The sequence below is a fragment of the Actinophytocola sp. genome (assembly GCF_049647105.1).
GTDB lineage: Bacteria > Actinomycetota > Actinomycetes > Mycobacteriales > Pseudonocardiaceae > Actinophytocola.
This window is the reverse complement of sequence record NZ_JBARWZ010000076.1, coordinates 12,802-35,707: the sequence shown is the minus strand read 5'-3', so window position 1 is coordinate 35,707 and position 22,906 is coordinate 12,802. Positions and strand designations below refer to the sequence as shown.

General features: G+C 68.8%; 27 protein-coding genes. 9 read left to right on the top strand and 18 right to left on the bottom strand.

Annotated features, from left to right (window positions below; genetic code table 11):
• Nucleotides 1-10 precede the first annotated feature (10 nt).
• Nucleotides 11-394: a VOC family protein gene (locus tag WBA97_RS09395; protein WP_424230344.1), complete on the top strand. Its 384-nt coding sequence runs from the start codon at nt 11-13 to the stop codon at nt 392-394.
• Here WBA97_RS09395 and WBA97_RS09390 read toward each other — a convergent pair.
• The gene (locus WBA97_RS09390) at nt 385-1,002 is read right to left on the bottom strand and encodes a hypothetical protein (RefSeq protein WP_424230343.1); all 618 of its coding nucleotides are present in this window, start codon (nt 1,000-1,002) and stop codon (nt 385-387) included. The two genes, WBA97_RS09395 and WBA97_RS09390, sit on opposite strands and share 10 nt — an antisense overlap.
• Nucleotides 1,003-1,132: 130 nt before the next feature.
• On the opposite strand from WBA97_RS09390, the gene WBA97_RS09385 reads away from it, so the two are divergent.
• Nucleotides 1,133-2,059 (top strand): hypothetical protein, encoded by a 927-nt coding sequence (locus WBA97_RS09385; protein WP_424230342.1) that lies wholly within the window; start codon nt 1,133-1,135, stop codon nt 2,057-2,059.
• A complete protein-coding gene (locus tag WBA97_RS09380) occupies nt 2,056-2,751 on the top strand; it encodes a Crp/Fnr family transcriptional regulator (protein WP_424230341.1) in 696 nt (231 codons plus the stop codon). The genes WBA97_RS09385 and WBA97_RS09380 overlap by 4 nt, the downstream gene beginning before the upstream one ends.
• A gap of 331 nt (nt 2,752-3,082) precedes the next feature.
• On the opposite strand, the gene WBA97_RS09375 is transcribed toward WBA97_RS09380, so the two are convergent.
• Nucleotides 3,083-4,234 carry an acyl-CoA dehydrogenase family protein gene (locus tag WBA97_RS09375; protein ID WP_424230340.1) on the bottom strand — a complete coding sequence of 384 codons (1,152 nt, stop codon included), beginning with the start codon at nt 4,232-4,234 and terminating at the stop codon, nt 3,083-3,085.
• Between the two features lie 269 nt (nt 4,235-4,503).
• On the opposite strand from WBA97_RS09375, the gene WBA97_RS09370 reads away from it, so the two are divergent.
• A complete protein-coding gene (locus WBA97_RS09370) occupies nt 4,504-4,989 on the top strand; it encodes an AMIN-like domain-containing (lipo)protein (protein ID WP_424230339.1) in 486 nt (161 codons plus the stop codon).
• Between the two features lie 78 nt (nt 4,990-5,067).
• Here the strand turns inward: WBA97_RS09370 and WBA97_RS09365 are convergent, their stop codons facing one another.
• The 4 genes from WBA97_RS09365 to WBA97_RS09350 are packed head-to-tail and all read right to left on the bottom strand — an operon-like array spanning nt 5,068 to nt 10,040.
• Entirely contained in the window at nt 5,068-5,676 is a 609-nt protein-coding gene (locus tag WBA97_RS09365) for a GTP-binding protein (RefSeq protein ID WP_424230338.1), read from the bottom strand.
• On the bottom strand, nt 5,657-6,253 hold the full coding sequence (locus WBA97_RS09360) for a DUF742 domain-containing protein (protein ID WP_424230337.1): 597 nt from the start codon (nt 6,251-6,253) through the stop codon (nt 5,657-5,659). The genes WBA97_RS09365 and WBA97_RS09360 overlap by 20 nt, the downstream gene beginning before the upstream one ends.
• Entirely contained in the window at nt 6,250-6,690 is a 441-nt protein-coding gene (locus tag WBA97_RS09355; RefSeq protein WP_424230336.1) for a roadblock/LC7 domain-containing protein, read from the bottom strand. The genes WBA97_RS09360 and WBA97_RS09355 overlap by 4 nt, the downstream gene beginning before the upstream one ends.
• Nucleotides 6,687-10,040 carry a nitrate- and nitrite sensing domain-containing protein gene (locus WBA97_RS09350; RefSeq protein ID WP_424230335.1) on the bottom strand — a complete coding sequence of 1,118 codons (3,354 nt, stop codon included), beginning with the start codon at nt 10,038-10,040 and terminating at the stop codon, nt 6,687-6,689. The genes WBA97_RS09355 and WBA97_RS09350 overlap by 4 nt, the downstream gene beginning before the upstream one ends.
• Nucleotides 10,041-10,797: 757 nt before the next feature.
• Here WBA97_RS09350 and WBA97_RS09345 point away from each other — a divergent pair.
• The 3 genes from WBA97_RS09345 to WBA97_RS09335 all read left to right on the top strand — a co-directional run bounded on the left by WBA97_RS09345 (nt 10,798) and on the right by WBA97_RS09335 (nt 13,593).
• On the top strand, nt 10,798-11,223 hold the full coding sequence (locus tag WBA97_RS09345) for a DUF485 domain-containing protein (protein ID WP_424230334.1): 426 nt from the start codon (nt 10,798-10,800) through the stop codon (nt 11,221-11,223).
• Complete coding sequence (locus WBA97_RS09340; RefSeq protein WP_424230333.1) at nt 11,220-12,812, top strand: solute symporter family protein; 1,593 nt, start codon at nt 11,220-11,222, stop codon at nt 12,810-12,812. Before WBA97_RS09345 ends, WBA97_RS09340 begins: the two co-directional genes overlap by 4 nt.
• 73 nt (nt 12,813-12,885) lie before the next feature.
• Nucleotides 12,886-13,593: a hypothetical protein gene (locus tag WBA97_RS09335; protein WP_424230332.1), complete on the top strand. Its 708-nt coding sequence runs from the start codon at nt 12,886-12,888 to the stop codon at nt 13,591-13,593.
• 153 nt (nt 13,594-13,746) lie between these two features.
• Here the strand turns inward: WBA97_RS09335 and WBA97_RS09330 are convergent, their stop codons facing one another.
• The 8 genes from WBA97_RS09330 to WBA97_RS09295 all read right to left on the bottom strand — a co-directional run bounded on the left by WBA97_RS09330 (nt 13,747) and on the right by WBA97_RS09295 (nt 17,558).
• Complete coding sequence (locus tag WBA97_RS09330; RefSeq protein WP_424230331.1) at nt 13,747-14,112, bottom strand: DUF3817 domain-containing protein; 366 nt, start codon at nt 14,110-14,112, stop codon at nt 13,747-13,749.
• Nucleotides 14,109-14,468 (bottom strand): hypothetical protein, encoded by a 360-nt coding sequence (locus tag WBA97_RS09325; protein ID WP_424230330.1) that lies wholly within the window; start codon nt 14,466-14,468, stop codon nt 14,109-14,111. The genes WBA97_RS09330 and WBA97_RS09325 overlap by 4 nt, the downstream gene beginning before the upstream one ends.
• Entirely contained in the window at nt 14,465-14,662 is a 198-nt protein-coding gene (locus tag WBA97_RS09320) for a DUF397 domain-containing protein (protein ID WP_424230329.1), read from the bottom strand. The genes WBA97_RS09325 and WBA97_RS09320 overlap by 4 nt, the downstream gene beginning before the upstream one ends.
• A 72-nt stretch (nt 14,663-14,734) precedes the next feature.
• Nucleotides 14,735-14,929 carry a DUF397 domain-containing protein gene (locus tag WBA97_RS09315; RefSeq protein WP_424230328.1) on the bottom strand — a complete coding sequence of 65 codons (195 nt, stop codon included), beginning with the start codon at nt 14,927-14,929 and terminating at the stop codon, nt 14,735-14,737.
• Nucleotides 14,930-14,946: 17 nt separating this feature from the next.
• Nucleotides 14,947-15,762: a Scr1 family TA system antitoxin-like transcriptional regulator gene (locus tag WBA97_RS09310; protein ID WP_424230327.1), complete on the bottom strand. Its 816-nt coding sequence runs from the start codon at nt 15,760-15,762 to the stop codon at nt 14,947-14,949.
• 68 nt (nt 15,763-15,830) lie between these two features.
• Nucleotides 15,831-16,586, bottom strand: a complete 756-nt coding sequence (locus WBA97_RS09305) for a lytic transglycosylase domain-containing protein (protein ID WP_424230326.1) — start codon at nt 16,584-16,586, stop codon at nt 15,831-15,833.
• Nucleotides 16,587-16,651: 65 nt separating this feature from the next.
• Nucleotides 16,652-17,140, bottom strand: a complete 489-nt coding sequence (locus WBA97_RS09300) for a helix-turn-helix transcriptional regulator (protein ID WP_424230325.1) — start codon at nt 17,138-17,140, stop codon at nt 16,652-16,654.
• 256 nt (nt 17,141-17,396) lie between these two features.
• The gene (locus tag WBA97_RS09295) at nt 17,397-17,558 is read right to left on the bottom strand and encodes a hypothetical protein (RefSeq protein ID WP_424230324.1); all 162 of its coding nucleotides are present in this window, start codon (nt 17,556-17,558) and stop codon (nt 17,397-17,399) included.
• A 175-nt stretch (nt 17,559-17,733) separates the two neighbouring features.
• On the opposite strand from WBA97_RS09295, the gene WBA97_RS09290 reads away from it, so the two are divergent.
• Entirely contained in the window at nt 17,734-18,498 is a 765-nt protein-coding gene (locus WBA97_RS09290; RefSeq protein ID WP_424230323.1) for a crotonase/enoyl-CoA hydratase family protein, read from the top strand.
• A 131-nt stretch (nt 18,499-18,629) separates the two neighbouring features.
• On the opposite strand, the gene WBA97_RS09285 is transcribed toward WBA97_RS09290, so the two are convergent.
• Genes WBA97_RS09285 through WBA97_RS09275 form a run of 3 tightly spaced genes read right to left on the bottom strand, consistent with a single transcriptional unit; the run spans nt 18,630 to nt 21,312 of the window.
• Entirely contained in the window at nt 18,630-18,941 is a 312-nt protein-coding gene (locus WBA97_RS09285) for a hypothetical protein (protein ID WP_424230322.1), read from the bottom strand.
• A gap of 54 nt (nt 18,942-18,995) precedes the next feature.
• Nucleotides 18,996-20,132 (bottom strand): CaiB/BaiF CoA transferase family protein, encoded by a 1,137-nt coding sequence (locus WBA97_RS09280; RefSeq protein WP_424230321.1) that lies wholly within the window; start codon nt 20,130-20,132, stop codon nt 18,996-18,998.
• A gap of 28 nt (nt 20,133-20,160) precedes the next feature.
• Nucleotides 20,161-21,312: an acyl-CoA dehydrogenase family protein gene (locus tag WBA97_RS09275; RefSeq protein ID WP_424230320.1), complete on the bottom strand. Its 1,152-nt coding sequence runs from the start codon at nt 21,310-21,312 to the stop codon at nt 20,161-20,163.
• Between the two features lie 87 nt (nt 21,313-21,399).
• Between WBA97_RS09275 and WBA97_RS09270 the strand changes: the two genes are divergently transcribed.
• Nucleotides 21,400-22,053 (top strand): TetR/AcrR family transcriptional regulator, encoded by a 654-nt coding sequence (locus tag WBA97_RS09270; RefSeq protein WP_424230319.1) that lies wholly within the window; start codon nt 21,400-21,402, stop codon nt 22,051-22,053.
• Between the two features lie 365 nt (nt 22,054-22,418).
• Here WBA97_RS09270 and WBA97_RS09265 read toward each other — a convergent pair whose 3' ends face one another.
• The gene (locus tag WBA97_RS09265; RefSeq protein ID WP_424230318.1) at nt 22,419-22,886 is read right to left on the bottom strand and encodes a hypothetical protein; all 468 of its coding nucleotides are present in this window, start codon (nt 22,884-22,886) and stop codon (nt 22,419-22,421) included.
• Between the last annotated feature and the right edge of the window lie 20 nt (nt 22,887-22,906).

Genomic DNA, 22,906 nt, shown 5'->3' with positions numbered 1-22,906 from the left:
CGTGGCGGTCATGAGCATCTACGCCGCCATCAACTACACCGATCCGAACGCCGCGGTCGACTGGCTGTGCAAGGCGTTCGGGTTCACCGCCGACGACGTCTTCCACGACGACAAGGGCGTGGTCCAGCACGCCGTGCTGTCGCTGGGCACGAGCAAGGTCATGGTCAGCGGCCCACGCGAGCCCGGCTGGCTCGGGAGCACCGCCGCCAGCCCGCTCGCCTCCCCGATCAGCCTGTACGCCGTGGTCGACGACCCGGTCGCGCACCGCGACCGCGCGGGCGCCGAGGGCGCGAACGTGGTGCGCGAGCCGGAGCACATGGACTACGGCTCGCACGAGTACTCCGCTCGTGACCCCGAGGGCAACCTGTGGTCGTTCGGCACCTATCAGCCGTGAGGCGTGCTGATCCACAGCCACGCCCGCCGCACCGACTCCTTCATCGCGAGGTCGACCAGCCCGACCCGGTCGGCGGCGACCGGCAGGTAGCCGGGCGCGAGGTCGCCGCATCCCGCGTCGAGCACCAGCACCACCAGGTCGGCGTCGAGGTTGGTGTCGGCGGCGCGGCGCAGCGGCTCGCTGTCCACCAGCCTGCTGATGTTGATCACCAGCGGGCCGGTGAAGCCGTTGCCGCCGACAGGACCGGACCCGACGGCCATCCGCAGCCGGATCCGGTCCCCGTGGACGGCGTTGTCCGCCGCGAGACGGGTGGCCGCCGAGCGCAGGACCACGGGCAACAGGCCGGTCGGATCGCCGAGGGCGGGCAGGCACACGACCGTGCCGTCGCCCGTGCCGCTGTCGTGGTCGACCTCGTCGACGGCGTCGCCGAGGTCCGTCACGACCTGCCGCAGCAGCGCGTACAGGCGGTCCCCGAGACGCTGTTGCGCCTGCTTGGTGCGCTGGCCGTAGCCGACCACGTCCACCGCGAACCCGAGCCGGTCGGTCCGTACCCGCCGCCCCCTCGCCGGCGGGTACGGCGCCGTGGGGTCAGCGGGTTCCCTCGGCATGATTTCGACCGTAGCGGCCATTGATTTCGCCGTCGGGAAACGGCTCGGATTTGTCCAAGATATGTCCGGCGACAATTTGTGGACACTTCTCCGGTGGACTTGACAATCACCAACCTGTAACCATGTTCAGGTGGCGGTGAGCACGTACTACGAACTGCTGGAAATTCCGCGTGGACGCGGGATGCTGGCCAACGACGTCGCCGACCGGATCGGGCCGGGTCTGCGGGTGGCCTGCGGGGTCTCCTCCGACGACTCCCCCGCGCTGGTCCGGCGCAAGGTCGGCGAGCGGCTGACCGAGCTGTGCGGCCGCCTGCCCACCGACCTGCGGGTCTCCGTGCTGGCCGCGCTGGCGCTGCACCCGGAGGCCGATCACCAGTTCATGCAGGACCGGATGGGGTGGGCCGCCCGCCAGATCAACCGCGACCACCCGAGGGCCGCGGTGCGGCGGATGAAGGTCGGGTTCGGGATCATCGCCGAGCAGCTCGACGACCTCGTCGACGACCCCAGCATCAACCAGGGCTGGCACATCGGTTCGCTGCGCGGGCTGCTCCGGATGGACGTCGACCCGCCTCAGCTGGTCGAGGAGCGCACGATAGTGGCCACCGCCGACGGGCTGGAGGAGGTCGAGCTGCGGCTGTCCGCTCCCGGCAGCGGCGATGAAAGCCCGATCACCGCGGCCGTCCTGTACGGCGGGCAGATCACCGGCAGCGAGCGCGTCGCGCCGAGCCACCGCAAGTTCGCGCTGCGCCTGCCCACCTCGCTGCGGGCAGGCGAGCAGCACGAGTACGGGGTGCGGTTCACGGCGCACCCGAGGGCGGTCATGCCGCCGTACTACGTGCTGACGCCACTGCAGCCGTGCGCGAAGTTCAGCGTCCGCGTGCGCTTCGGCGCCGCACCCCCTCGGATCTGGCGGGTCAACGGCATCCCGCCGCGCGCCATCGACGACTACGCACCCGACGACGAACTGGTGTCCGCCGACCGGTTCGGCGAGGTGGCGCTCGAGTTCTCCCGCCTGCACCAGGGGTTGAGCTACGGCGTGCGGTGGGCGGCGCCATGACGGCGGAGGAGCCCGTCCCCGCCTCGTTCCTCAGCTACCTCGACCCCGACGACCGCGAGTTCCTGCGCGCCCGCGGCACGCCGCGCAAACTGCCCGCCCACACCGTGCTCATGCACGAGGGCGACCCGACCAACCACGTGCTGGTGCTGCTGTCCGGCTGGGTGCGGGTGTTCAGGACGACGCCCGACGGCCAGGTGGTCCTGCTCGCGCTGCGCGGACCAGGCGACGTGATCGGCGACATCGCGGCACTGATGGACTTCCCACGCACGGCGACCGTGGATTCCATGCAGGAAACCGGTTTCACGCAGTTCCGCCACGACGAGTTCCTCGCCTGCGTGCACGAGCGGCCCTCGGTGGGCTTCGCACTGCTCAGGCAGATGGCGGTGCGGCTGCGGGACGCGGACGCGGCACGCGTCGACTTCGCCACCATGGACGTCGCGCAGCGGGTCGCGGCGCTGCTGGTGTACCTCGCCGACGTGCACGGCACCATGACCGAGCGCGGCGTGGCCGTGCGGATGCCGTTGACACAGCAGGACATCGCGAACCGGGTGGGTGGCTCACTGCGTGCCGTGACGCGGGCCGTCGCCGCGTTCCGCGAACGCGGGATCCTCATCACCGGCCGCCGCGAGTTCGTGATCACCGCACCGGGCGTGCTGCGCTCGTTCTCCCCCAACATGCCAAATGACACATAGCGAGAGTGTCATCGGTCGTCGAGGTTTCCTCCTGACAGGCGCATTCTTCTCCTTGCCCGGGTGAAACGGGTTCGCTGGGGGAGGCTGATATGAGGTACATCGGCACGGTTTCCGCGGCAATGCGGTTGGGTTTTTGGCTGTTCCTGACCGGCGTGGTGTGCGGACTCTTTATCGGCCTCTACGTCTGAGTAAGGAAAAGGAGGCATAAAGTGGAGAGCCACTTTGCTCTGGTCCTGCTGCACGCCTGAACGGACTGAAGTCCATTCTCAAGAAAAGACCACGCCGCCGGCGACTGGGGGGGTCGCCGGCGGCGTGTCACGTGCGTGTCCGGTCAGACGAACGCGTTGATGCCGGTGAGCTTGCGGCCGATCAACAGTTTCTGCACCTGACTGGTGCCCTCGTACAGCGTCATCACGCGGGCGTCGCGGAGGATCTTGGCGACCGGGTACTCGTCGAGGTAGCCGTAGCCGCCGAACACCTGGATCGCGAGGTTCGCGGCCGACACCGCGTTCTCACTCGCGTACAGCTTGGCCATGGAGGCCTCCGCGTTGAACGGGAGCCCCCGGTCGACCAGGTCGGCCACCCGCCACACCAGCAGCCGCGCCGCGTCGGTGCCGACGGCCATGTCCGCGAGCATCTGCTGCACCAGCTGGAAGGAGGCGATCGGCTTGCCGAACTGGTGCCGCTCCCCCGCGTACTTCACCGACGCCTCCAGCGCCGCCCGCGCGAGGCCGACACACCCGGCCGCGACCGACATGCGCCCCTTGTCCAGCGCGGCCATCGCGATCTTGAAACCCTGGCCGGGTGCGCCGAGCACGTCACCGTCGCCGACCCGCACCCCGTCGAGGACCAACTCGCCCGTCGACTGGCCGCGCAGGCCGAGCTTGCCCTTGATCTCGCGGTGGGTGAACCCGTCGGAGTCCGTCGGCACGAGGAACGCGGTCACACCCCTCGGCCCCGCCTCACCGGTGCGGGCGAAGATGAGCGCGAGGTCGGCCCACGTGCCGTTGGTGATGAACATCTTCGAGCCGGACAGGACCCACCCGTCCCCGTCACGGACGGCCTTGGTGGCGAGGTTGCCCGCGTCCGAGCCGGTATCCGGTTCGGTGAGGCCGAAGCAGGCGAGCGACTCACCAGCGCACAGGCGGGTGAGCCAGCGCTGCTTCTGCTCCTCGGTGCCGTAGGTGAGGATCGTCTTGGCGACCAGTCCCAGCGAGACGGACACGATGCCGCGGATCGCCGAGTCGCCGCGGCCCAGCTCCTCCATCATCAGGCAGTACGACAGGTGGTCCCCGCCGGAGCCGCGGTACTCCTCCGGGATGGTCAGCCCCAGGAACCCGACGTCGGCGAGCTTGCCGACGATCGCCCTGTCGACCTGCTCGGCCCGGTCCCAGTCGCGGGCGTTTGGCACGACCTCACGGTCGATGAAGTCTCGTGCGAGCTCCCGCAGCGCGGCCTGCTCTTCGGTGAGCGACAAGTCCATGACCAGCACCTTACGGTGATCCGTGGCGGGTCGGTGAGAGCGCCCGGAAAGACCGTTTGATCTGCCCAACCGGCCTGTGCGGGGCGCCCTACCCCCGGACCCGGTCACACTGCGCGGTCACAACGGTGTGCAGCGTGGCCTTTTCGCCGGTAGCGGCCGTTTGCACAACCATTGTCAGCGCCGCACGTCTGACTCCGCAAAGACCACCTTTCGAGGGGAGTCAAGAAATGTTACGAAGATCCGGCTTACTGGTTTCTCTTTTGGCGATCTTGTTCGCTCTTGTGCCCGCGACGACCGCGGCCGCCGCGCCGTACTGCGGCATCACGTGGGGATCGCAGGCAAAGTCCGCCAATCCCACCCAGAGCGGCAACCTGGTGAACGTCCGCGCCGGCCGCCACGACTGCTACGACCGGCTGGTGTTCGACGCCACCGGGCCCGCCAACGGATACTGGGTGTCCTATGTGGACCAGATGACCGAGGACCCGAGTGGTGCGGTGATCCCGTTGCGTGGCGGGGCAAAGCTGTCGGTCACGGTCCAGGCGCCATCCTACGACCACAACTACGTGCAGACCTATCACTACACGAACCGGTCTGAGCTGGTCAACGTGACCGGCTACCAGACGTTCCGGCAGGTCGCGTTCGCCGGATCTTGGGAGGGGACGACAACCGTTGGTCTCGGCGTCCGGGCTCGGCTTCCGTTCCGCGTGTTCACGATGCCGAACCGAATCATCGTGGACGTCGCTCACCTCTGGTGATTTCCCATGCCCTGACAGGCGCTTTCGGAGACGCTCCATGACCCGAAGGCGCCTTTCAGGACTATTGCCTGCGAAAGCTCAGCCCACGCCCGCACCGTGGGCGGTCACCCAGCGTTCCATCGAATACTCGACCATCGTGATCAGGGTGTTCTTCACCGACTCACGGTCTCGGGCGTCGCAGCGGACGATCGGGACCGTGCCTGCGACGGCCAGGGCGTCTCGCACCTCGTCGACGCCGTGGGTCTGCTTGCCGTCGAAGCAGTTCAGGCCGATCACGTAGGGCAGGCCGCGGTCCTCGAAGAAGTCGATCGGCGAGAACGAGTCCGCCAGGCGCCTCGTGTCGGTGAGCACCACGGCGCCGATCGCGCCTCGAACCAGGTCGTCCCACATGAACCAGAAGCGTTCCTGGCCGGGCGTGCCGAAGAGGTACAGCACCAGGTCCCTGTCCAGCGACAGGCGGCCGAAGTCCATGGCCACCGTGGTGGTCTGCTTGCGCGGAGTCGCGTCGAGGTCGTCGATGCCGGCGCTGGCCGCCGTCATGACCGCCTCGGTGGTCAGCGGCATGATCTCCGACACCGAACCGACGAACGTCGTCTTGCCTGCACCGAAACCGCCACCGACGACGATCTTGACCGACGTCAGCGACGGACCCGCGGCACCTGCCGCGTCAAAGTCGACGGAGTCCACTCAACACCCTTTCCATCAACATGAGATGTGCTTTGTTGGCGCCACCGGTCGCGGTCCTGTGCACGATGACCAGGCCGAGGCTCGCCATGTCGCCGAGCAGCACCTTGGCAACGCCCAGCGGCACCGACAGGAGTGTGGCGACCTCGGCGACCGACCTCGGCTCGGCACAGAGTTCCGCGATGACGCGGTGCTCGGTCTGCGCCAGGGCCTCGATATTCTCGCCATGCTCGCTTGTGGACACCATCGTCTCAATCTGTAGATCCATTGTGGACTTCGTTCGCCCTCTGGTCCACGCGTAGGGACGGACCATCTGTGCGTCCGCGACAAGGTCCTCGTCGGTCAACGGGTAGATCGAGGGGGTCACGACCGGCGCGGACGACGGGATGGTCCACGTCCAGGCCGCGCGATCCGCGATCTCCCGGCCGGACCGGCCCCTCGCGGACGGTGACTGCGCGGCGTGCTTGAAGGGTTCGGACTTCTTCCGCTTCCGCCTGCTGCCGCCACCACCGCCGAGCGTCAGCCCGTTGAGGACGTTGGCGAACCCGGCGTCGTTGTCGTCGGTGCTGTGGGTACTCACGCCGGCAGCCCAACCATCCTCCCGCCAGCACACTGGAGCTGTGCTCTGAGCTCCGGCGTGAGGATCTGCCCGACCCGGTCGACGAGCAACGTCATCTCGTACGCGACCTGCCCGATGTCACACAGCGGCGAGGCGAGCACCGCGAGCGCGGACCCGTCGCTGATCGACATCAGCAGCATGATCCCGCCCTCCATCTCGACGATGGTCTCCTTGACGGTGCCCGCCTCGAAGCAGCGCGCGGCGCCCTGCGTGAGCGACACGAGGCCGGACGCGACGGCGGAGAGCTGGTCCGCGCGGTCGATCGGCAGCCGCGCGGACGAGGTGAGCAGCATCCCGTCCGCGGACACCACGACGGCGTGCGCGACCCCGGAGACCCGCTCGGCGAAGTCGTTGACCAACCATCCGAACTGACTTGGTTGGGCCTGCGGCGAAGTCATTCACTCTCCTGTTGCTGCTTGTGGTCGAGTCCCTGTCCGTTGTGGAAACCGTTCGCAGAGGTCCGATCCGCGAGGCGCTTTCGGCCGCGGTACAGGCCCATCTGGAAGTTGCCGAGCCTGCCGCGCATCTCCTCGGCGCGGTCGGCCATCGGCGGCACGGCGCCGTTCCCCACGCCGCCGCCCGTGCTGGTACCCGTGCCGCTACCCGAAGGGGAAACGCTGCCGGGCACCAGGTTCTGTCTCGGGCTGCGCCGGGGCAGCCCGCCAGAGGTGAAGTCCACCGGGGTCGACGAGGACACCTCGTTCGCGGTCTGCCAGCCGAAGTCCGCGGCGAACCGCCAGCCGGCACCGGTCAGGTCCAGCCGCGCGGTCTCCGCGTCGGCAGGCTCGGCGTCCGGTGCCTGTGGAGGAGGCGGGATCACCGGAGCGGCGCTCGAGGAGGGGGGTTCGGCGCCACCCCGGTGATCTCGCGCCCTGCGAACGCCCTGCCGGTAACCACTCAACCGGCTGCGTAGGTCGTCCGCATCGCGCCCGTACCGGGGCGGTTCGTCGGCCGCACCCGAAACGGCGCTGCCGGGAACCAGGTTCTGCCTCGGACTTCGGCGCGGCAGCCCACTCGAGGTGTAGTCCGACGGCTCGGCTTCCAACACGGCACGGGCGGCGTCGAAGCCGGAGTCGGTGGCGAAGTTCCACACTTCGCCACCGCTCTGCGGATCTTTGCCCGGGAGCTGGGGCATCATGGCGGCAGCGGTCCTGGCGTCCACTGCCGGGTCGGACATCGCGCGGAACCAGGCCGACACCATCTCGTCGAAGATCGGCGTGGTCTCCTCGACCGACGCCCGGTCGACCGGGGTGCCCTCGGCGCCCCACCCGTCGTCGTCCTGCGCGTGCTCGGCGGCCGGGGAGAACAACCCGGCGCCGGACTCGCCGGTGGACGGCTCCAACGTGTCGTGCGGACCCGCGATCTCGTCCTCGGCAGGGCCAGCGCCGCGCTGGCCGGGCAACATCCCGCCCGGCGAGCGGCGCGGCAACGGCATGTGGCCCTCGCCGGACAGCTCCTCCTGGGGGGGCGCCTCGGCGTCGGCCGCCTGCTGCGGGGTCTCCGGCACGGGCTCGGGCTGGGCGCGGCGCGGCAACGGCGTGATCCTGTTGGCGCCGTTGGTGTGGCCGTTCGCAAAGCCGTTCGCCAGCCCGTTGGCGTTGCCGTTCGCATGCCCGTTCGTACTGCCGTTCACGTGGCCGTTGGTGTGCCTGCCGTTGACCCCGTTCGCCGTCGGCCGCTCGCCGGCCGGCGAGAACGGCGTGAGCAGGCCGGCGCCGTTCGACAGGGCCTTCACCCGCTCCGGCCCGACCGGCACGTCGGACGGCGCGATCACGTCGGCGGGCACGGTGACGGTCGCCTGGACGCCCTTGACGCCGTGGCCGCCGTTCAGCCAGACCTCGATGCCGTGCCTGCCTGCGAGACGGCCGATCACGAACAGGCCCATGCGGCGTGCCGTCGCCACGTCGATCAGGCCGGAGTCGGCGAGCTTCGCGTTGGCCTCGTCGAGCTCGGCCTGGTTCATGCCGATGCCCTCGTCGAGCACCGCGATGCACACCGAGCCGTCCTCGAACGAGTGGCTCGCGATCGTCACCTGCGTGTCCGGCGCGGAGAACGCGGTCGCGTTGTCGAGCAACTCCGCCACGAGGCGCACCAGGTCGCCGACGGCGTACCCGACCACCTGCACCGAGGGCGGCGGCAGCAGCACGACCCGTTGGTACTGTTCGATCTCCGACACCGACGCACGCAGCAGGTCGGCGAGGCCGGTCGGCCGCTGCGCACGCCTGCCACCGTCGCTGCCCGACAGCACCATGAGGTTCTCGTTGTTGCGCCGCATGCGGGTCGCGAGGTGGTCGAGCTGGAACAGCGTGGCGAGCTGGTCGGAGTCCTCCTCGTCGCGTTCCAGCCGCTCGAGCAACTGGAGCTGGCGCTGCACGAGACCCTGGCTGCGGCGCGAGAGGTTGACGAACACCGAGGCGTACGTCGCGCGCAGGCCGGCCTGTTCGGTGGCGAGCAGCAGAGCCTGGCGCTGCACGGCGTCGAACGCGCGGGCCACCTGCCCGACCTCGTCCATCGACGTCACCGGCACCGGGGGCAGCTCGATGTCGCCCGCCTGCTCACCCCGGTCGCGGATGCGGGCGACCGCGGCTGGCAGCGCGCGCTCGGCCACGTCGAGCGCGCCGTTGCGCAGCGCGGCGAGCGAGCTGAGCAGGTGGCGGCCGACCACGACCATCACCGCGACCGCGACCACCAGCGCCACGAGCAGGATGACCGCGGCGAGGCCTGCGCCGTCACTCGCCTCGTCCTGCAGCGCTGCGGAGCGGTCGCGCAGGTCGGCACCGAGGACGGACGCGACGTCGCCGATCCGGTTCGCGGTCAGGACCGAGCCGTCCTCCCACGCCTGCGCGGTGGTCGGCAGCGGGCCGCCGTGCGGGTCCGCGACCACCGCCGCCACGATGTTGTTGCGGGCCGCGATGCCCGTGCCCGCGACGGTGGCGTCATACAGGTCCCGGCGGTCTTCCGCCGCGAGGGAGTAGAAGTCGGCGAGGCGGTCGGCCTGCCTGCCGACGGACGCGGTGAGCGCGTCGACCTCGGGACCGGTGAGGACGCCGCGCGAGATGCCGACCGCGATCACGGCGTGCTGGTAGGAGACCTCCTTCTTGATCTCCTCCAGGTCGTACAGCGCGGACGCGGTCGACGCCAGGGTCGGGTCGATCGCCTCGGACGCCATGGTCCGGTCGAACCTCAGCAGCGTGTCGACGACCGCGGAGTAGCGGATGACGGCGTTGCCCGCGTCGAAGCCGGGGGCCGCGACCTGCTCGCGGATGTCGGCGAGCTCGCCGAGCCACCGTTCGACGTCGGCGTAGCGGTCGGCCGCCGCCTCATGGCCGAAGGTGACGCGGCCCGCCGCACGCATGAACGCGGCGCGCGTCGCGTCGGTGTCCCGCTGCTCGTCGGCCAGCTGGGGCACGACGTCGGCGGTCCGACCCGCGAGCAGCACACCGGCCGCGCCGCGCTCGACCTGCAGCGCCCCGACCAGCCCGCGCAACTCCTCGTTGACGGCGACCAGCCGGTCCACCCGCCGGTACGAGTTCGCCTCGTCGACCTGGTCGGAGATCTGCATGGTGCCGAGCACGATCGCGAAGACGACCGGCACGAGCGTGACCGCGGCGAGCTTGACGGGGAGGTTCCAGTCCCGCCAGTTCGCGAGCACACTCATCAGCGCCGACCACCGGGAGACGGACTCGTCGGCATGCGCCGCAGGCCCGTTCCCGTGCTCGGTTGACACGTTCTGTGTCGCAGCCTTCAAGACAGCGCCTCATTTCGGAATGACGAGACGACAATTCCAGTCGAGCACACCGCGCCGCGGGCCGGGGTGTGCCGCGGCGGCGAGAACTGAACTTCGATCGTACCCCAGATACCCGATCAAGAAGGCATTCCAAAAGACGGGTCATGACCTGCGGAAACCGGCGTCAAAGCGATCAAATTGAGGCCTGTTGACCACGCACGCGAACTTCTTGATCATGTCACTTCTACGGAGCGTCCGGATATCACGGCCTTAATCGCCCGTTCGGGTTGCGTTACCCAACGGTCCACCGACGGCTTTGTTCACGTCAATCGGAGCGCATACCTCGCACGGGAGCATCCTGCCGGGGTCGTGACGTTCCGCAACGCTCCAACCTGCGCAAACGCCCGCGTCCATGCTCCGCTCGGACGCATGATCCGCTGACGAGCACACGGCTTCCGAGTATTTCGCAGCCAGGCAAAGTCGCCGCAACGATCACGATCCGTCACGTCGACCCTGCGGTGCGCAACTTTCGCGACGCAACGTCACGTTAAGATTCACCAATAGGTGTGAATGCGAGGACACCCTCCCGCTCGGTAGTGTCTACTTCGACCCCGCGAGAGGTGCCGCGTTTATCGAGAACGCCATCCTCCGGGCGCCATGAGGAGTTCCACCGCGTCGTGGTTATCATGACGCCCCGCCGGTTCTCCTACGGCCCGTCTCCACATTGAAATCAGGCCGCATGGGTTATTGTCCTGCGACCACTTCAACGGAGGAACACATGACGCAGGTGGTTCGCACCCCGATAACGGCGCGCAAGCCGGAGCACGCAGGCAGAGGCACAGGCACACGCTTCGGCGGGATCACCACGCAGAGCACTCCCCAGGTATCCCCGGGCGTGGTGGACTTCGCCGCCATCCACGACAGCCCGCGGTTCGCGGCGCTGCGCCGCCGCTTCCGGCGCTTCGTGTTCCCCATGGCCGCGCTGTTCTTCTGCTGGTACCTCACCTACGTGCTGCTCGCCGCCTACGCCCACGACTTCATGAGCCACCGCCTGTACGGGCTGGTGACCGTCGGCCTCGTGCTCGGCGTCCTCCAGTTCGTCTCGACGATCGCCATCACCGCCGCCTACGTGCGGTTCGCGCGGAAGCACCTCGATCCCGCGGTCGAGGAGATCCGTGCAGGCGCGGGAGTTTCCGAGGAATGACCATGATCTCCGCCCAGTCCGGCCAGGTCGGCAGCCCGCTGCTGAACCTGGTCGTGTTCGCCGGTTTCGTCGCGATCACGCTGTACGTGGTCTACCGGATGAGCCACCGCAACACCTCCACGGCCGACTACTACGCGGCGGGCAGCGCGTTCACCGGTTCGCAGAACGGCGTCGCCATCACCGGCGACTACCTGTCGGCGGCGTCGTTCCTCGGCATCGCGGGCGCGATCGCCGTCCACGGCTACGACGGCTTCCTGTACTCGATCGGGTTCCTCGTCGCGTGGCTGGTCGCGCTGCTGCTGGTCGCCGAGCTGGTCCGCAACACGGGCCGGTTCACGATGGGTGACGTGCTCGCGTACCGGATGCGCCAGCGCCCGGTACGCGCCGCCGCCGCGACGTCCACGCTCGTGATCTCGTTCTTCTACATGCTGGCCCAGATGGCTGGTGCCGGTGGTCTCGTCGCGCTGCTGCTCGACGTGCACGGCAAGGGCGGGCAGGCGCTGGTGGTCGGCGTCGTCGGCCTGATCATGATCTTCTACGTGCTCGTCGGCGGCATGAAGGGCACCACGTGGGTGCAGATCATCAAGGCGACGCTGCTCATGCTGTGCGTCGTGCTGATGACCGTGTTCCTGCTCGGCAAGTTCGGGTTCAGCGTGTCCGCCCTGCTCGACGAGGCCGCGGCGAACAACGCCAATGGCCAGAAGGTCCTCGATCCGGGCGTGCGGTACGGCAGGACGGCGATCACCCAGCTCGACTTCATCTCCCTGTCGCTCGCGCTGCTCCTCGGCGCGGCGAGCCTCCCGCACGTGCTGATGCGGTTCTACACCGTGCCCAACGCGATACAGGCGCGCCGGTCGGTGGTGTGGGCGATCGGCTGCATGGCCGTGTTCTACCTGGCCACCCTGGTGATCGGCTACGGCGCCTCGGCACTGGTCGGCTCGGACCGCATCCTGGCGTCGACGGGCAGGGAGAACTCCGCGGCGCCGCTGCTGGCGTTCGAGATCGGCGGGACTCTGCTGCTGGGCATCGTGGCGGCGGTCGCCTTCGCGACGATCCTCGCCGTGGTCGCGGGTCTGACGCTGACGGCGTCGGCGTCCTTCGCCCACGACGTGTACGCGAACATCTTCCGCGGCGGCAAGGCCGACCCACGGTCCGAGGTCAGGGTCGCCCGGCTGACCGCCGTCGTGGTCGGCGTGCTCGCCATGATCGGCGGCATCCTCGCGAACAACCAGAACGTCGCGTTCCTGGTGGCACTGGCCTTCGCCTTCGCGGCATCGGCCAACCTGTCGACGCTGCTGTACTCACTGTTCTGGAAACGCTTCAACACGACCGGCACCCTGTGGGGCATGTACAGCGGGCTGGGTTCGTGCCTGCTGCTGGTGTTCTTCTCCCCTGTCGTGTCCGGCGGTCCGACGTCGATCTTCTCCAATGTGGACTTCCACCTGTTCCCGCTGACGAACCCCGGCATCATCTCGATCCCGATCTCCTTCCTGATGGGCTTCCTCGGCACGGTGCTGTCGAAGAATCGGGAGGACCCGGCCCTGCGGAAGGAGATGGCGGTCCGCTCACTGACCGGCATCCGCCCGTGAGGCCGACGGCACATTCCATGGATTCGGAGGCCGTTCGCTGACGGGGAGGCCATCCGTGCGGTAGAAACGGGGTGTGCGTGACCCACTCGCGGGCTTGGCCGATGTGCCGTGGCGGCAGTTGCATCATGTCGACGGCGTCGCCGCGGATGTGCCTGATCGCCTGCGGATGCTCAGATCCGACAGCCTCGACACCCGTTCCGTGGCGCTGACCTGGCTGTCCCGGGTGCCGGGATCCTCGTCGGGCGCGGCCGTGGCCGGGTTCCTCGTGGCGCTTGTGGACGATCCGGCCACGCCGGACCGGGAGGCGTTGGTCAGCCTGCTGCACGACGTCGCGTTCTGGGACGTCTCGCTGCCGGTGCCGGAGGACTTCGAACCCGACGAGGCGTTCCAGGCGGCCGCCAAGCACGTCGACTCCTACGTCGCATGGCTGGCGGACCCGCTTCTCGCGGCACAGGCGGCCGAGATGCTGGCGTACTTCCCGGTGTCGCAGCCAGTGGTGGACGCCTTGCTGGCCTCGGCGGCACCGGCCAGCGCGAATCTCACGCTCGGCTACCTCACCGGTTACCCGTCGGTCGACACCCATCTGATGACGGCTCTCGAGTCACCGTCACGGGACGTGCGCATGACGGCGGCCGTCGCGCTCGCGTTCCGGCTTGGTGCCGACCTGCCGGGGAACGCACTGGACCTGCTGGTCGACGAGTCGCCGCCGCCCGCGCCACCCGGCTGGGATCGGTCGATGCGTGGGTTCGTGACGCTCGCGCTGCGGCGCGTCGGGCTCTAGTGCCTTGTCAGGTTGTGCTGACCTGCGCGAACGCGGAGAGGCTGAACCTCGCGCCGGAGCAAGCCCCCCAGCGTTCATGCAGGTCACGGCCTCGGTTTCCCCGGCCGATCCGCACCCCGGCGCCAGCTCGCCCACCGACCTGACAAAGCACTACTAGATGGCCTCGCCGCGGCGGACCTTCCGCGTCACCGTGCGCTCGGCGAAGAACGAGCCGACCGGGATCACGCCGGACAGCATCACCAGGATCGTGCCCTTGAGCGACCAGCGGGCCTTCAGCGCGAGGTCGACGATCACGACCAGGTAGACGATGTAGAGGAACCCGTGGACCGGCCCGATGATCGCCGAGTACCTCGGCTCGTCGAACCCGTAGTTCATGACCATCGCGAAGCACAGCGCCAGCAGGCCGACACCGACGATGTACGCGAGCACCCGGAACCGGGCGAGCGCGCCCCGGATCCCCGCCTCGCCGACGGCCTGGGCGGGGTTCTCCTCGTCCGTGACGGGGGACTCGGCGGTCATCGCGTCTCCTGCTGGTCTCGTGCGTTGAGCTGGGCGAGGAACCGGTTGTACGCGGCCAGCTCGGGGTCGTCGTCCACCGCATCCTGCCGGATCGGCGTTTTGTCCGGTTCAGGTGGGGGTGCCGCGTGTGACACGGGTTGCTCTCGCGGCGGTGTCCGCGCCCGCAGTTCGCGGAGCCGCCAGAACATGAAGGCCGGGAAGAGCCCGAACAGCGGCCACTGCAGGACGTAGCCGAGGTTCTGCCAGGTCCCGCCGTTCTCGAAGCGCTGCCACTGCCACCAGGCCAGCCCGACACAGGCGACGAGCGACACCACACAGAGAAGGACGATCCCCACCCGGCGAGCCACCACGTTCACGACCGTGACGCTAACACTCCCCCGGTGAAGGACTCCCAGGCCGCATCACCGAACACGAGCCGGCCCGCGCCGGTGTTCTTGGAGTCCCGCACCCCGACGGCAGCGCCGACGAACGCCACCTCGACGCAGTTGTCGCCGCCACCACCGCCACCACTCCGGCTGCTCTTGCGCCAGACCGCCCCGGAAAACTCCACCGTGGACACCTCCGAACTACAGTTCGCCAGCCAACCGCTCGATGAGCGCCACGGAGAGGCCGCGGCAGGAGATCAGGACCAGGAACGGGTAGCAAACGCTTTCCAGGCCACTCCCCCGAAGACGAGGTGCCCACCCTCCACGTTCTTGGAGTCCCGCATCCCGACGGCGGCATCGACGAACGCCACCTCGACGCAGTTGTCGTTCCCACCACCACCGCTCCGGCTGCTCTTGCGCCAGACCGCCCCGGAAAACTCCACCGTGGACACCAAATCGCCTCTCCGAACTACAGTTCGCCAGCCAACCGCTCGATGAGCGCCAAGGAATCGTGCGGACTCAGCGCCTCAGATCGCAGCTGATCGAACTTGAGTCTAGCCTGCGCCACCTCCTCGGGTTTCTCGATGTGGACGGCCCCCACGACGTACGCCACGAAGAGCAGGCTGGGATCCCCTTCCGGGAAGCCGAGAATCGCGTAGGCGCCATCCGTTCCCGCGTGGCTGCCCGCCGCATCAGGGAGAACCTGCAGGTTGACGGTGGGTAGCTCCGCGCGCTCGGCGAGGCGCCGAAGCTGGCCGCGCATGACTTCCGCCCCGCCGACTCTCTTGCGCAGAGCCGCCTCGTCGATGATCGCCACCAACTCCAGCGGGAACTCCTCATCGACAAGCCGCCTCTGGCGGAACAGGCGGGCACTCACCTCGGCTTCCACGCGATCGGCCGGGCGCCGGTGCGCGGCGAAGAGCGCCCGCATATAAACCTCGGTCTGCAGCAGCCCCGGGATGTTGACTATGGCCAGCTCGTGCAGGCTCGAGGCATCGGTCTCCATGCTGATGTAGCCGCGGTCGTCGATGCCGTACTTGGTCCACCAGCCCGGGCGGTTGGCTTCCCGGACGAGGTCGAGCGACTCCGGGTCGTACACGTCGTAGAAGTCCATCATCGAGCGGGCGAGATGGACATCCGCTCGTGACTGGCCCGTCTCGATGCGGCCGAGAGAACTTCGCGTCTTGTCCAGCCGCAGCGCGGCTTCCACCAGGGTCAGCCCCGCCTGTTCCCGCATCTGCCGCAGCCGCCGCGCCAGGCGTCGCCGCCGGAACGTGGGCGCCACCCGTTACCTCCTGTGCCCGAACGATCACAACATGATCGCAGCCGGGCGGACGGTAGTGGGAATCCCAGTCAGACAGCGGCCTTCGCGTAGCCGTCGGCGAGGCCGAAGACCTTCTGGCCGTAGGGCACGGAGTTGTTGTACGAGAACACGGCCGCCCACCAGTCGTCCGGGGTCGCCAGGTCGCGGCCACCCGCGCACAGGTAGCGGCCCGCGGCCAGTGCGGCGTCGTCGATCTGCTGCGGGTCGCCGACGCCGTCGAGGTTGGCGTCCGCGGTCCACTTCTTCCACGTCGACGGGATGAACTGCATCGGGCCGACGGCGCGGTCGCGTTCGGCATCGCCGTCGAAGCGGCCGCCGTCGGTGTCGGAGATGGCCTTCACCCCGGCCGAACCGTCGAGCGGGACACCGATGATCGGTTTGGACGGTCGGCCGTCGTCGTTCAACCGCGCGCCGCCGTAGCGGCCGTGGTTCGACTCGACGCGGCCGATGCCCGCGAGCGTCGCCCAGGACAGGCGACAGGAGGCTTGTTCGGACCGCAGCACCAGCTCGGCGTTCCCGTACGCCATGAGTGCCCTGGCCGGGACGTCAGTGGCGGGCGATACGCGGGCAGCCCACGTCCTGAGGGGGTCCTCGCCTACCGCGCCCGCCTGGGGCTGCGGTGGGGCCACTGCGCCGGGGCGCACATTCGCGACCGGAACCGACGCGGCCGGGACCTCGATGGGGCTCTGCTCGGGCTCCGTCGCCGCCTTCAACAACCAGACGCCACCACCGGCAACGGCGATGACCAGGAGTACCAGGCCGACGCGGACGAGCGCGCCACGCATGTCAGGTAGCTGGCCGTCGGTCACACGAGGTCAACGACGGCCGTGCCACAACGTTACGAACAAGATCAGGCCGACCGGCGCTCGTTCTGGCGCTGCAGCCGGTTGACGCACCAGGCCGGGGCGCTGCCACGGCGGAGGTGGTCGAGGACCGTGAGCGGGCCGAGCCTGCGGTTGAGGTCCGACGGCGCGAGGCCGGCGGCCCGGTAGTCGAGCGCGCGCTGGTCGAGCGGGCTGATGCCGGCGTCCCACCACTCCTTGGCCTCGGCGAGCCCGCCGACCATCTGCCACCAGCCGGCCGCCGCGGAGATCAGCTCGGTGGGGACGCCGGGCAGCCGCTCACGCATGGCCGCGAAGAACCGGGGGTCCGTTGCCTCGACGGAGGCCCAGGGGTTGTTGCCACCGCGTGCGCGCTGGCCGGGGATCCCCTGCGTCTGGACCGGTACATCGGCGAGCCACTCGGACGTGATGCGGTTGATCTCGTCCGACTCGGCGGCCTTCGAGTGGTCTTCGGTCCACTGCCGCACCAGGTCATCCACACCGGGATCGTCGAGCATCCTGCCTCCTCGAGAACTGCGGACTGCCCCGCGGAAAGTCGATGCGGGAACCGTAAAGGCCACCACCGACAATTCGCCAGACCTGATCTCGACGAAAGCCCGCCAACTGGGGGTACGAGGCCAGAATCCACCCGTACGGTCCAATGTGGCGCGTAGATCACTGGAGGGCAGTCACGTTCCGTGATCTGCCGTGGCCAAGACATGGGAAAGCGCCGCCCGGAGGTCTTACCAGGCGGCGCTTCGCGTTGCTACTGGATCAGGCGAACAGGTTCTTCATGAAGGTGATGATGGCTTCCGCGCCATCCCGCAACCAGCCGAGGATGCCCTGCACGGCCTCCGCCGCCTGGGTCGGCTGTGTGATCACGTAGAACAGGATCAGCGCTACGGCCACGAGCATCATGGCCTTCTTCGCGTTCATCAGACTCTCCCGTCCGCCTACTACCCCACTGATCGCCCGTCTGCCCCGGGTTTCATCCATACAGCATGCGCTGCGGCATCCGTTCATGCAGATGGCTGGGCCCAGCTTACGGTGCGTACACCGTCGCGCACAGCGTCTTGGCCGCTGTTCGTCCAAACCAGCGAGGAGGTAACACGTGGTGGAAACAGTCCGTGTCGAGAGGTCTGGCCCGGTGACCACCGTCCTGATCAACCGCCCGGAGGCACGCAACGCGGTGGATGGACCGACTGCCACGGCATTGGCGGACGCGTTCCGCGCGTTCGACGCGGACGACTCGGCGGCCGTGGCCGTCCTCGGCGGCGTCGGCGAGGGCTTCTGCGCGGGTGCCGACCTAAAGTCAGTGGGCACCGAAAGAGGTAATCAGCTCACCCCCATGGCTGACGGTGATGGGCCGATGGGGCCGACGCGGATGGTGCTGTCGAAGCCGGTGATAGCGGCCGTCCACGGGCACGCCGTCGCGGGCGGGCTGGAACTGGCGCTGTGGTGTGACCTGCGGGTGGCGGACACGACGGCCGTGTTCGGGGTGTTCTGCAGGCGGTGGGGCGTGCCGTTGATCGACGGCGGGACGGTGCGGCTGCCGAGGCTCATCGGCCAGAGCCGGGCTCTCGACATGATCCTGACCGGACGCCCGGTGGACGCCGACGAGGCGTTCGCGATGGGGCTGGCGAACCGGGTCGTGCCCGCCGGTACGGCGTTGTCCTCGGCACAGGAGCTGGCCGGAGCGCTGGCGGCGTTCCCGCAGACGTGCCTGCGGTCGGACCGCGCGTCGGCGCTGGCGCAGTGGGAGGCGCCCGACCCAATGGCGACGGAGTTCGCGTACGGCGGGCGCGCGCTGGCGGAAGGACTGGCCGGCGCGGCCCGATTCGCCGGGGGCGAGGGCAGGCACGGCGCGTTCGGCTGACACCTGCCGGTGGACCGAATCCCCAACTCACCGGTTCCGAACCGAAGACTCGCGGGTTCCGAACGGTGGACTCGCGGGTTCCGAACCGAAGACTCGCGGGTTCTGAACCGAAGACTCGCGGGGTTTCGTTGTCAGTGGCGGGCTGTCATGACCTGTCGTACCGCCTCGCTCGGGACCACGCGCAGGGCCACCGCGCGCTCCGCGCAGACGGACTGGGCGTGGCGGACGGCGGCGGAGACCGTGTGGTCGCAGGCCGACACCGTGCTCAGGTCGAGGGTCAGCACGTCCAGTTCCGACGTGTCCGTCGCCTCGAAGAAGTCCGCCACCGAGCGGTTCAGCTCCGCCAGGGTGGTCGCGTCCAGGGTGCCGGTGACGCTGATCCCCGACGTGCCGTCGACGAAGATCGTCACCGGCGCGGTTTTCTCAGGCCCTGTGGAGGTCATGACGCGGAGACTATGTGGACACACCCTGTTCACACATCCGGGTGTCACCCTGATTTACGCAATGACACCATTCGTGCGCAATCGGTCAATTTCTGACAGTTCGTACCCCAGGTGGGTGAGTACCTCGGTGGTGGACGACCGGGGTTCCACCGGAGGCCTCGGCGTCGCGGCCGCCGTGCGGGAGAACTTCGGCGCCGGACTCGGCTGCAGATGCCCGTCCAGCGACACGAACGAACCACGCGCGACGTTGTGGGGGTGCGTCGACGCCTCCGCCGGGTCGAGCACCGGGGTCAGGCACGCGTCCGTGCCCTCGGCTCCAGCGGTCCACTCGTCGCGGGTCCTGGCCTTGATCGCCGCGGCCAGCACCTCCCGCACCTGGGGCCACTGTTCCGGGTCCAGCCGCCCGGCCACCGACTCCGGGTCGACCTCCAGCACCTTCACCAGGTCGCCCCAGAAACGTTCCTCGATCGCCCCCACCGCGACGTACTTGCCGTCCGACGTCTCGTACGTGTCGTAGAAGGGAGCGCCGCCGTCGAGCATGTTCTGTCCTCGGCCCCGGCTCCACATGCCGATGTTCTTCAGCCCGTGCATGCCCGTGGTCAGCAGGGCGGAACCCTCGACCATCGACGCGTCCACCACCTGCCCCCGGCCCGACACCGACCGCTCGACCAGCGCCGCCAGCACCCCCATGGCGAGGAGCATGCCGCCGCCACCGAAGTCGCCGATCAGGTTCAGCGGCGGGACCGGCCGCTCACCCGCCCGCCCGATCGGCTCCAGAGCACCGGCCAGGCCGATGTAGTTGATGTCGTGCCCGGCAGCCTGAGCCAGCGGACCGTCCTGGCCCCAGCCCGTGATCCGGCCGTAGACAAGGCCGGGGTTGCGGGCGAGGCAGTCGTCCGGGCCGAGGCCCAGCCGCTCGGTCACCCCCGGCCGGAAACCCTCGATGAGCACGTCCGCTTCCTCGACCAGCCGCAGCACGATGTCGCGGCCCTCGGGATTCTTCGTGTCGACGCCGATCCACCGCCGCGACCGCGACAACGGGTCGTCGGGGAAGGCCAGCACGTCGAAGCCCGGCTTGGCGCGGTCGACCCGGACCACCTCGGCCCCGAGGTCGGCCAGGACGGTCGTCGCGAACGGCGCGGGCGCGAGCCCGGCCAGCTCGACGACCTTCAGTGATGCGAGCGGTCCCATGGGTCCCCTTGTCGAGAAAGCGTGGCCGTCAGAGCGTGCGGGAGATGAGTTCCTTCATGATCTCGTTGGTGCCGCCGAAGATCCGCTGCACCCGCGCCGAGGTCCACGCCCGCGAGATCGGGTACTCGTTCATGTACCCGTAGCCGCCGAACAGCTGCAGGCACTCGTCGGCGACCCGCGAGAGCCGGTCGGTGGTCCACCACTTGACCATCGCCGCGCCGGTCACGTCCAACTCGCCCTTCAGGTGGCGCTCGATGCTCTGGTCGAGGAACGCCTTGCTCACCGCGACCTCGGTCGCCGCCTCCGCCAGCTTGAACCGCGTGTTCTGGAACTTGAAGATCTCACGGCCGAACGCCGTGCGCTCCTTGGTGTACCGGATGGTCTGCTCGACCGCGCTCTCCATGGCCGCCACCGCGCCGACCGCGATGATCAGCCGCTCCTGCGGCAGCTGCTGCATGAGCTGGATGAACCCGAGCCCTTCCTGCCCGCCGAGCAGGTTCTCCTCGGGCACGCGCACGTCGTCGAAGAACAGCTCCGAGGTGTCCTGGCCGTGCATGCCCACCTTGTCGAGCACCCGCCCGCGCCGGAAACCCTCCGCGCCGTCGGTCTCGAGGACCAGCAGCGACACCCCCTTGGCGGCCTCGCCGGGGTCGGTCTTCGCGACCACGACGATCAGCCCGGCCTGCGCGCCGTTGGTGATGAACGTCTTCGCACCGTTGATGACGTAGTGGTCGCCGTCGCGGATGGCCTTCGTCTTCACGTTCTGCAGGTCGGAGCCGGTGCCGGGCTCGGTCATCGCGATCGCGGAGACCAGCTCGCCGGACGCGAGCCTCGGCAGCCACCGCTTCTTCTGGTCCTCGGTGCCGCACGAGCTGATGTAGTGGGCGACGATGCCGGAGTGCACTGAGTTGCCCCACGCGTCGTCGCCTGCCTTGGCCTGCTCCTCCAGCAGGATCGCCTCGTGGGCGAACGTGCCGCCACCGCCGCCGTACTCCTCCGGGATCGACAGGCACAGCAGGCCGACCTCGCCCGCCTTGTTCCACAGCTCGCGGTCCACCTGCTTCTGCTCGGACCAGCGTTCGTGGTTGGGGGCCAGCTCCTTCTGACAGAACGAGTGCGCGAGCTCGCGGAACGAGTCGAGATCCTTGTCCAACCAGGAAGAACGCTGGGTGAGCGGCATGAGTACTCCAAAAACAATCCGGATGGCATGTAAAGTCTCGCTTGAATGTACCTGCGTGCAGACCTGCACGTAAAGCAGAGGAGCAACATGCCCAGCCCGACCGCCCGCAAGCACCGGACGCAGGCCGAACGCAGCGAGCGCACCCGCGAACTGCTGCTCGACGCCACCGTCGAGTGCCTGGTCGAGCTGGGGTACGCACACACCACCGTGCAGGAGATCTGCCAGCGCGCCGGCCTGTCGCGCGGCGCGCAGCAGCACCACTTCACGACCAAGGCCGAGCTGATGACCAGCGCGCTGGAGCACCTGTTCGCGCGGCTGTCGGCGCAGATCCTCGACGCGACGGCCGAGCTGCCACCCGGTCAGGAACGCATCGAGGTGGGCATCGACCAGCTGTGGAAGGCGTACTCGGGGGCGCTGTCGACCGCGGCCGTCGAGCTGTGGGTCGCCGCACGCACCGACCCCGAGCTGCGCAGGAGCCTGCTGCCGGTGGACCGCGCGCTCGGCCACGCGACGCTGCAGTTCTACCGGGAGATCGTGGGCGCGGACTTCGACGAACGCCGCACGGAGACGTTGCTGCTGCTGACCGTGAACCTGATCCGGGGGCTGGCCCTGGACGCCATGATCGGCGGCGAAGCGAAGCGGCGGACCGCACTGCTCACGGAGTGGAAGTCGCTCATGCTGGAGCAGTTCATGACTGGCGGTGAGCGGCCTGGCCCTCGCGCGGGCCGCTCACCGCACTAACAGAGAAGAGGGCTTCAAACGCGAAACGTGACGTTCGCAGTAGCAACGGCTTCCCCCAGAACCCCACCCAAGCCCCCACGCCCCCCGCTCGAAAACCCGCGAGTCCACGGTTCGGAACCCGCGAGTCTTCGGTTCGGAACCCGCGAGTTGGCGATTCGGGACCCGCGAGTTGGCGAGTCGCCCGTCTTCAACCAGCGCCGAACCGCCAACTCGGCGGTCCCCAACCGTTAACTCGCGGGTCCTGAACCGTGGACTCGCGGGTCCCCAACCGTGGACTCGCGGGTCCTGAACCGTGGACTCGCGGGTTCTGAACCGTGGACTCGCGGGTTCCCAAGCGTGGACTCGCGGGGTTTGGAGCGTGGGGGTTAGTCCGCGCGTTGCCACTGTGCGTCGCTGAGGAACCAGTCCGCGATTTCTCCCGCGGCGATCCGTGCCTCGTCCCGCCATGGGCCTACCGAGTCCAGTTCTTCGACCGGCACCCAGCTGATGTCGTCGTAGCGGTGCATGTTCGGCCGGGGCTCGCCCTCCTCGAACGTGACCTCCGCTGGGAACTGGCAGCGCCACACCCGCAGCACGGCGTCGACCGAGTTGTTGTCCGCGTCCCGCCAGCTCATCAGCACGCGGTCACTGCCCAGAATCTGGTCGACCGCGCTTACCGCGACGCCGAACTCGGTGGTGAACAGGTCTTCGATCGTGCCGCGCTCGTCACCCGTCAGCTCGTCACCGGGCAGCTCCCAGAACCCCGCCATCGACGGCGGCTGCGAGCGACGCGCGACGAACAGCCGGAAGTCGCGGAAGATGGCCGCGCCGAGCACGACGGTGGTCTCACTCATGACCTCAGTAGTTCAGGTCG

Bases quoted from the DNA above. Each gene is read 5' to 3' on its own strand.
- WBA97_RS09355 (WP_424230336.1), bottom strand. From the start codon at position 6,690: ATGACTTCGCCGCAGGCCCAACCAAGTCAGTTCGGATGGTTGGTCAAC.
- WBA97_RS09330 (WP_424230331.1), bottom strand. From the start codon at position 14,112: ATGACCGCCGAGTCCCCCGTCACGGACGAGGAGAACCCCGCCCAGGCC.
- WBA97_RS09275 (WP_424230320.1), bottom strand. From the start codon at position 21,312: ATGCCGCTCACCCAGCGTTCTTCCTGGTTGGACAAGGATCTCGACTCG.
- WBA97_RS09340 (WP_424230333.1), top strand. From the start codon at position 11,220: ATGACCATGATCTCCGCCCAGTCCGGCCAGGTCGGCAGCCCGCTGCTG.
- WBA97_RS09280 (WP_424230321.1), bottom strand. From the start codon at position 20,132: ATGGGACCGCTCGCATCACTGAAGGTCGTCGAGCTGGCCGGGCTCGCG.
- WBA97_RS09265 (WP_424230318.1), bottom strand. From the start codon at position 22,886: ATGAGTGAGACCACCGTCGTGCTCGGCGCGGCCATCTTCCGCGACTTC.
- WBA97_RS09345 (WP_424230334.1), top strand. From the start codon at position 10,798: ATGACGCAGGTGGTTCGCACCCCGATAACGGCGCGCAAGCCGGAGCAC.
- WBA97_RS09295 (WP_424230324.1), bottom strand. From the start codon at position 17,558: ATGAACGCGAAGAAGGCCATGATGCTCGTGGCCGTAGCGCTGATCCTG.
- WBA97_RS09300 (WP_424230325.1), bottom strand. From the start codon at position 17,140: ATGCTCGACGATCCCGGTGTGGATGACCTGGTGCGGCAGTGGACCGAA.
- WBA97_RS09380 (WP_424230341.1), top strand. From the start codon at position 2,056: ATGACGGCGGAGGAGCCCGTCCCCGCCTCGTTCCTCAGCTACCTCGAC.
- WBA97_RS09390 (WP_424230343.1), bottom strand. From the start codon at position 1,002: ATGCCGAGGGAACCCGCTGACCCCACGGCGCCGTACCCGCCGGCGAGG.
- WBA97_RS09270 (WP_424230319.1), top strand. From the start codon at position 21,400: ATGCCCAGCCCGACCGCCCGCAAGCACCGGACGCAGGCCGAACGCAGC.
- WBA97_RS09395 (WP_424230344.1), top strand. From the start codon at position 11: ATGAGCATCTACGCCGCCATCAACTACACCGATCCGAACGCCGCGGTC.
- WBA97_RS09285 (WP_424230322.1), bottom strand. From the start codon at position 18,941: ATGACCTCCACAGGGCCTGAGAAAACCGCGCCGGTGACGATCTTCGTC.
- WBA97_RS09375 (WP_424230340.1), bottom strand. From the start codon at position 4,234: ATGGACTTGTCGCTCACCGAAGAGCAGGCCGCGCTGCGGGAGCTCGCA.
- WBA97_RS09305 (WP_424230326.1), bottom strand. From the start codon at position 16,586: ATGCGTGGCGCGCTCGTCCGCGTCGGCCTGGTACTCCTGGTCATCGCC.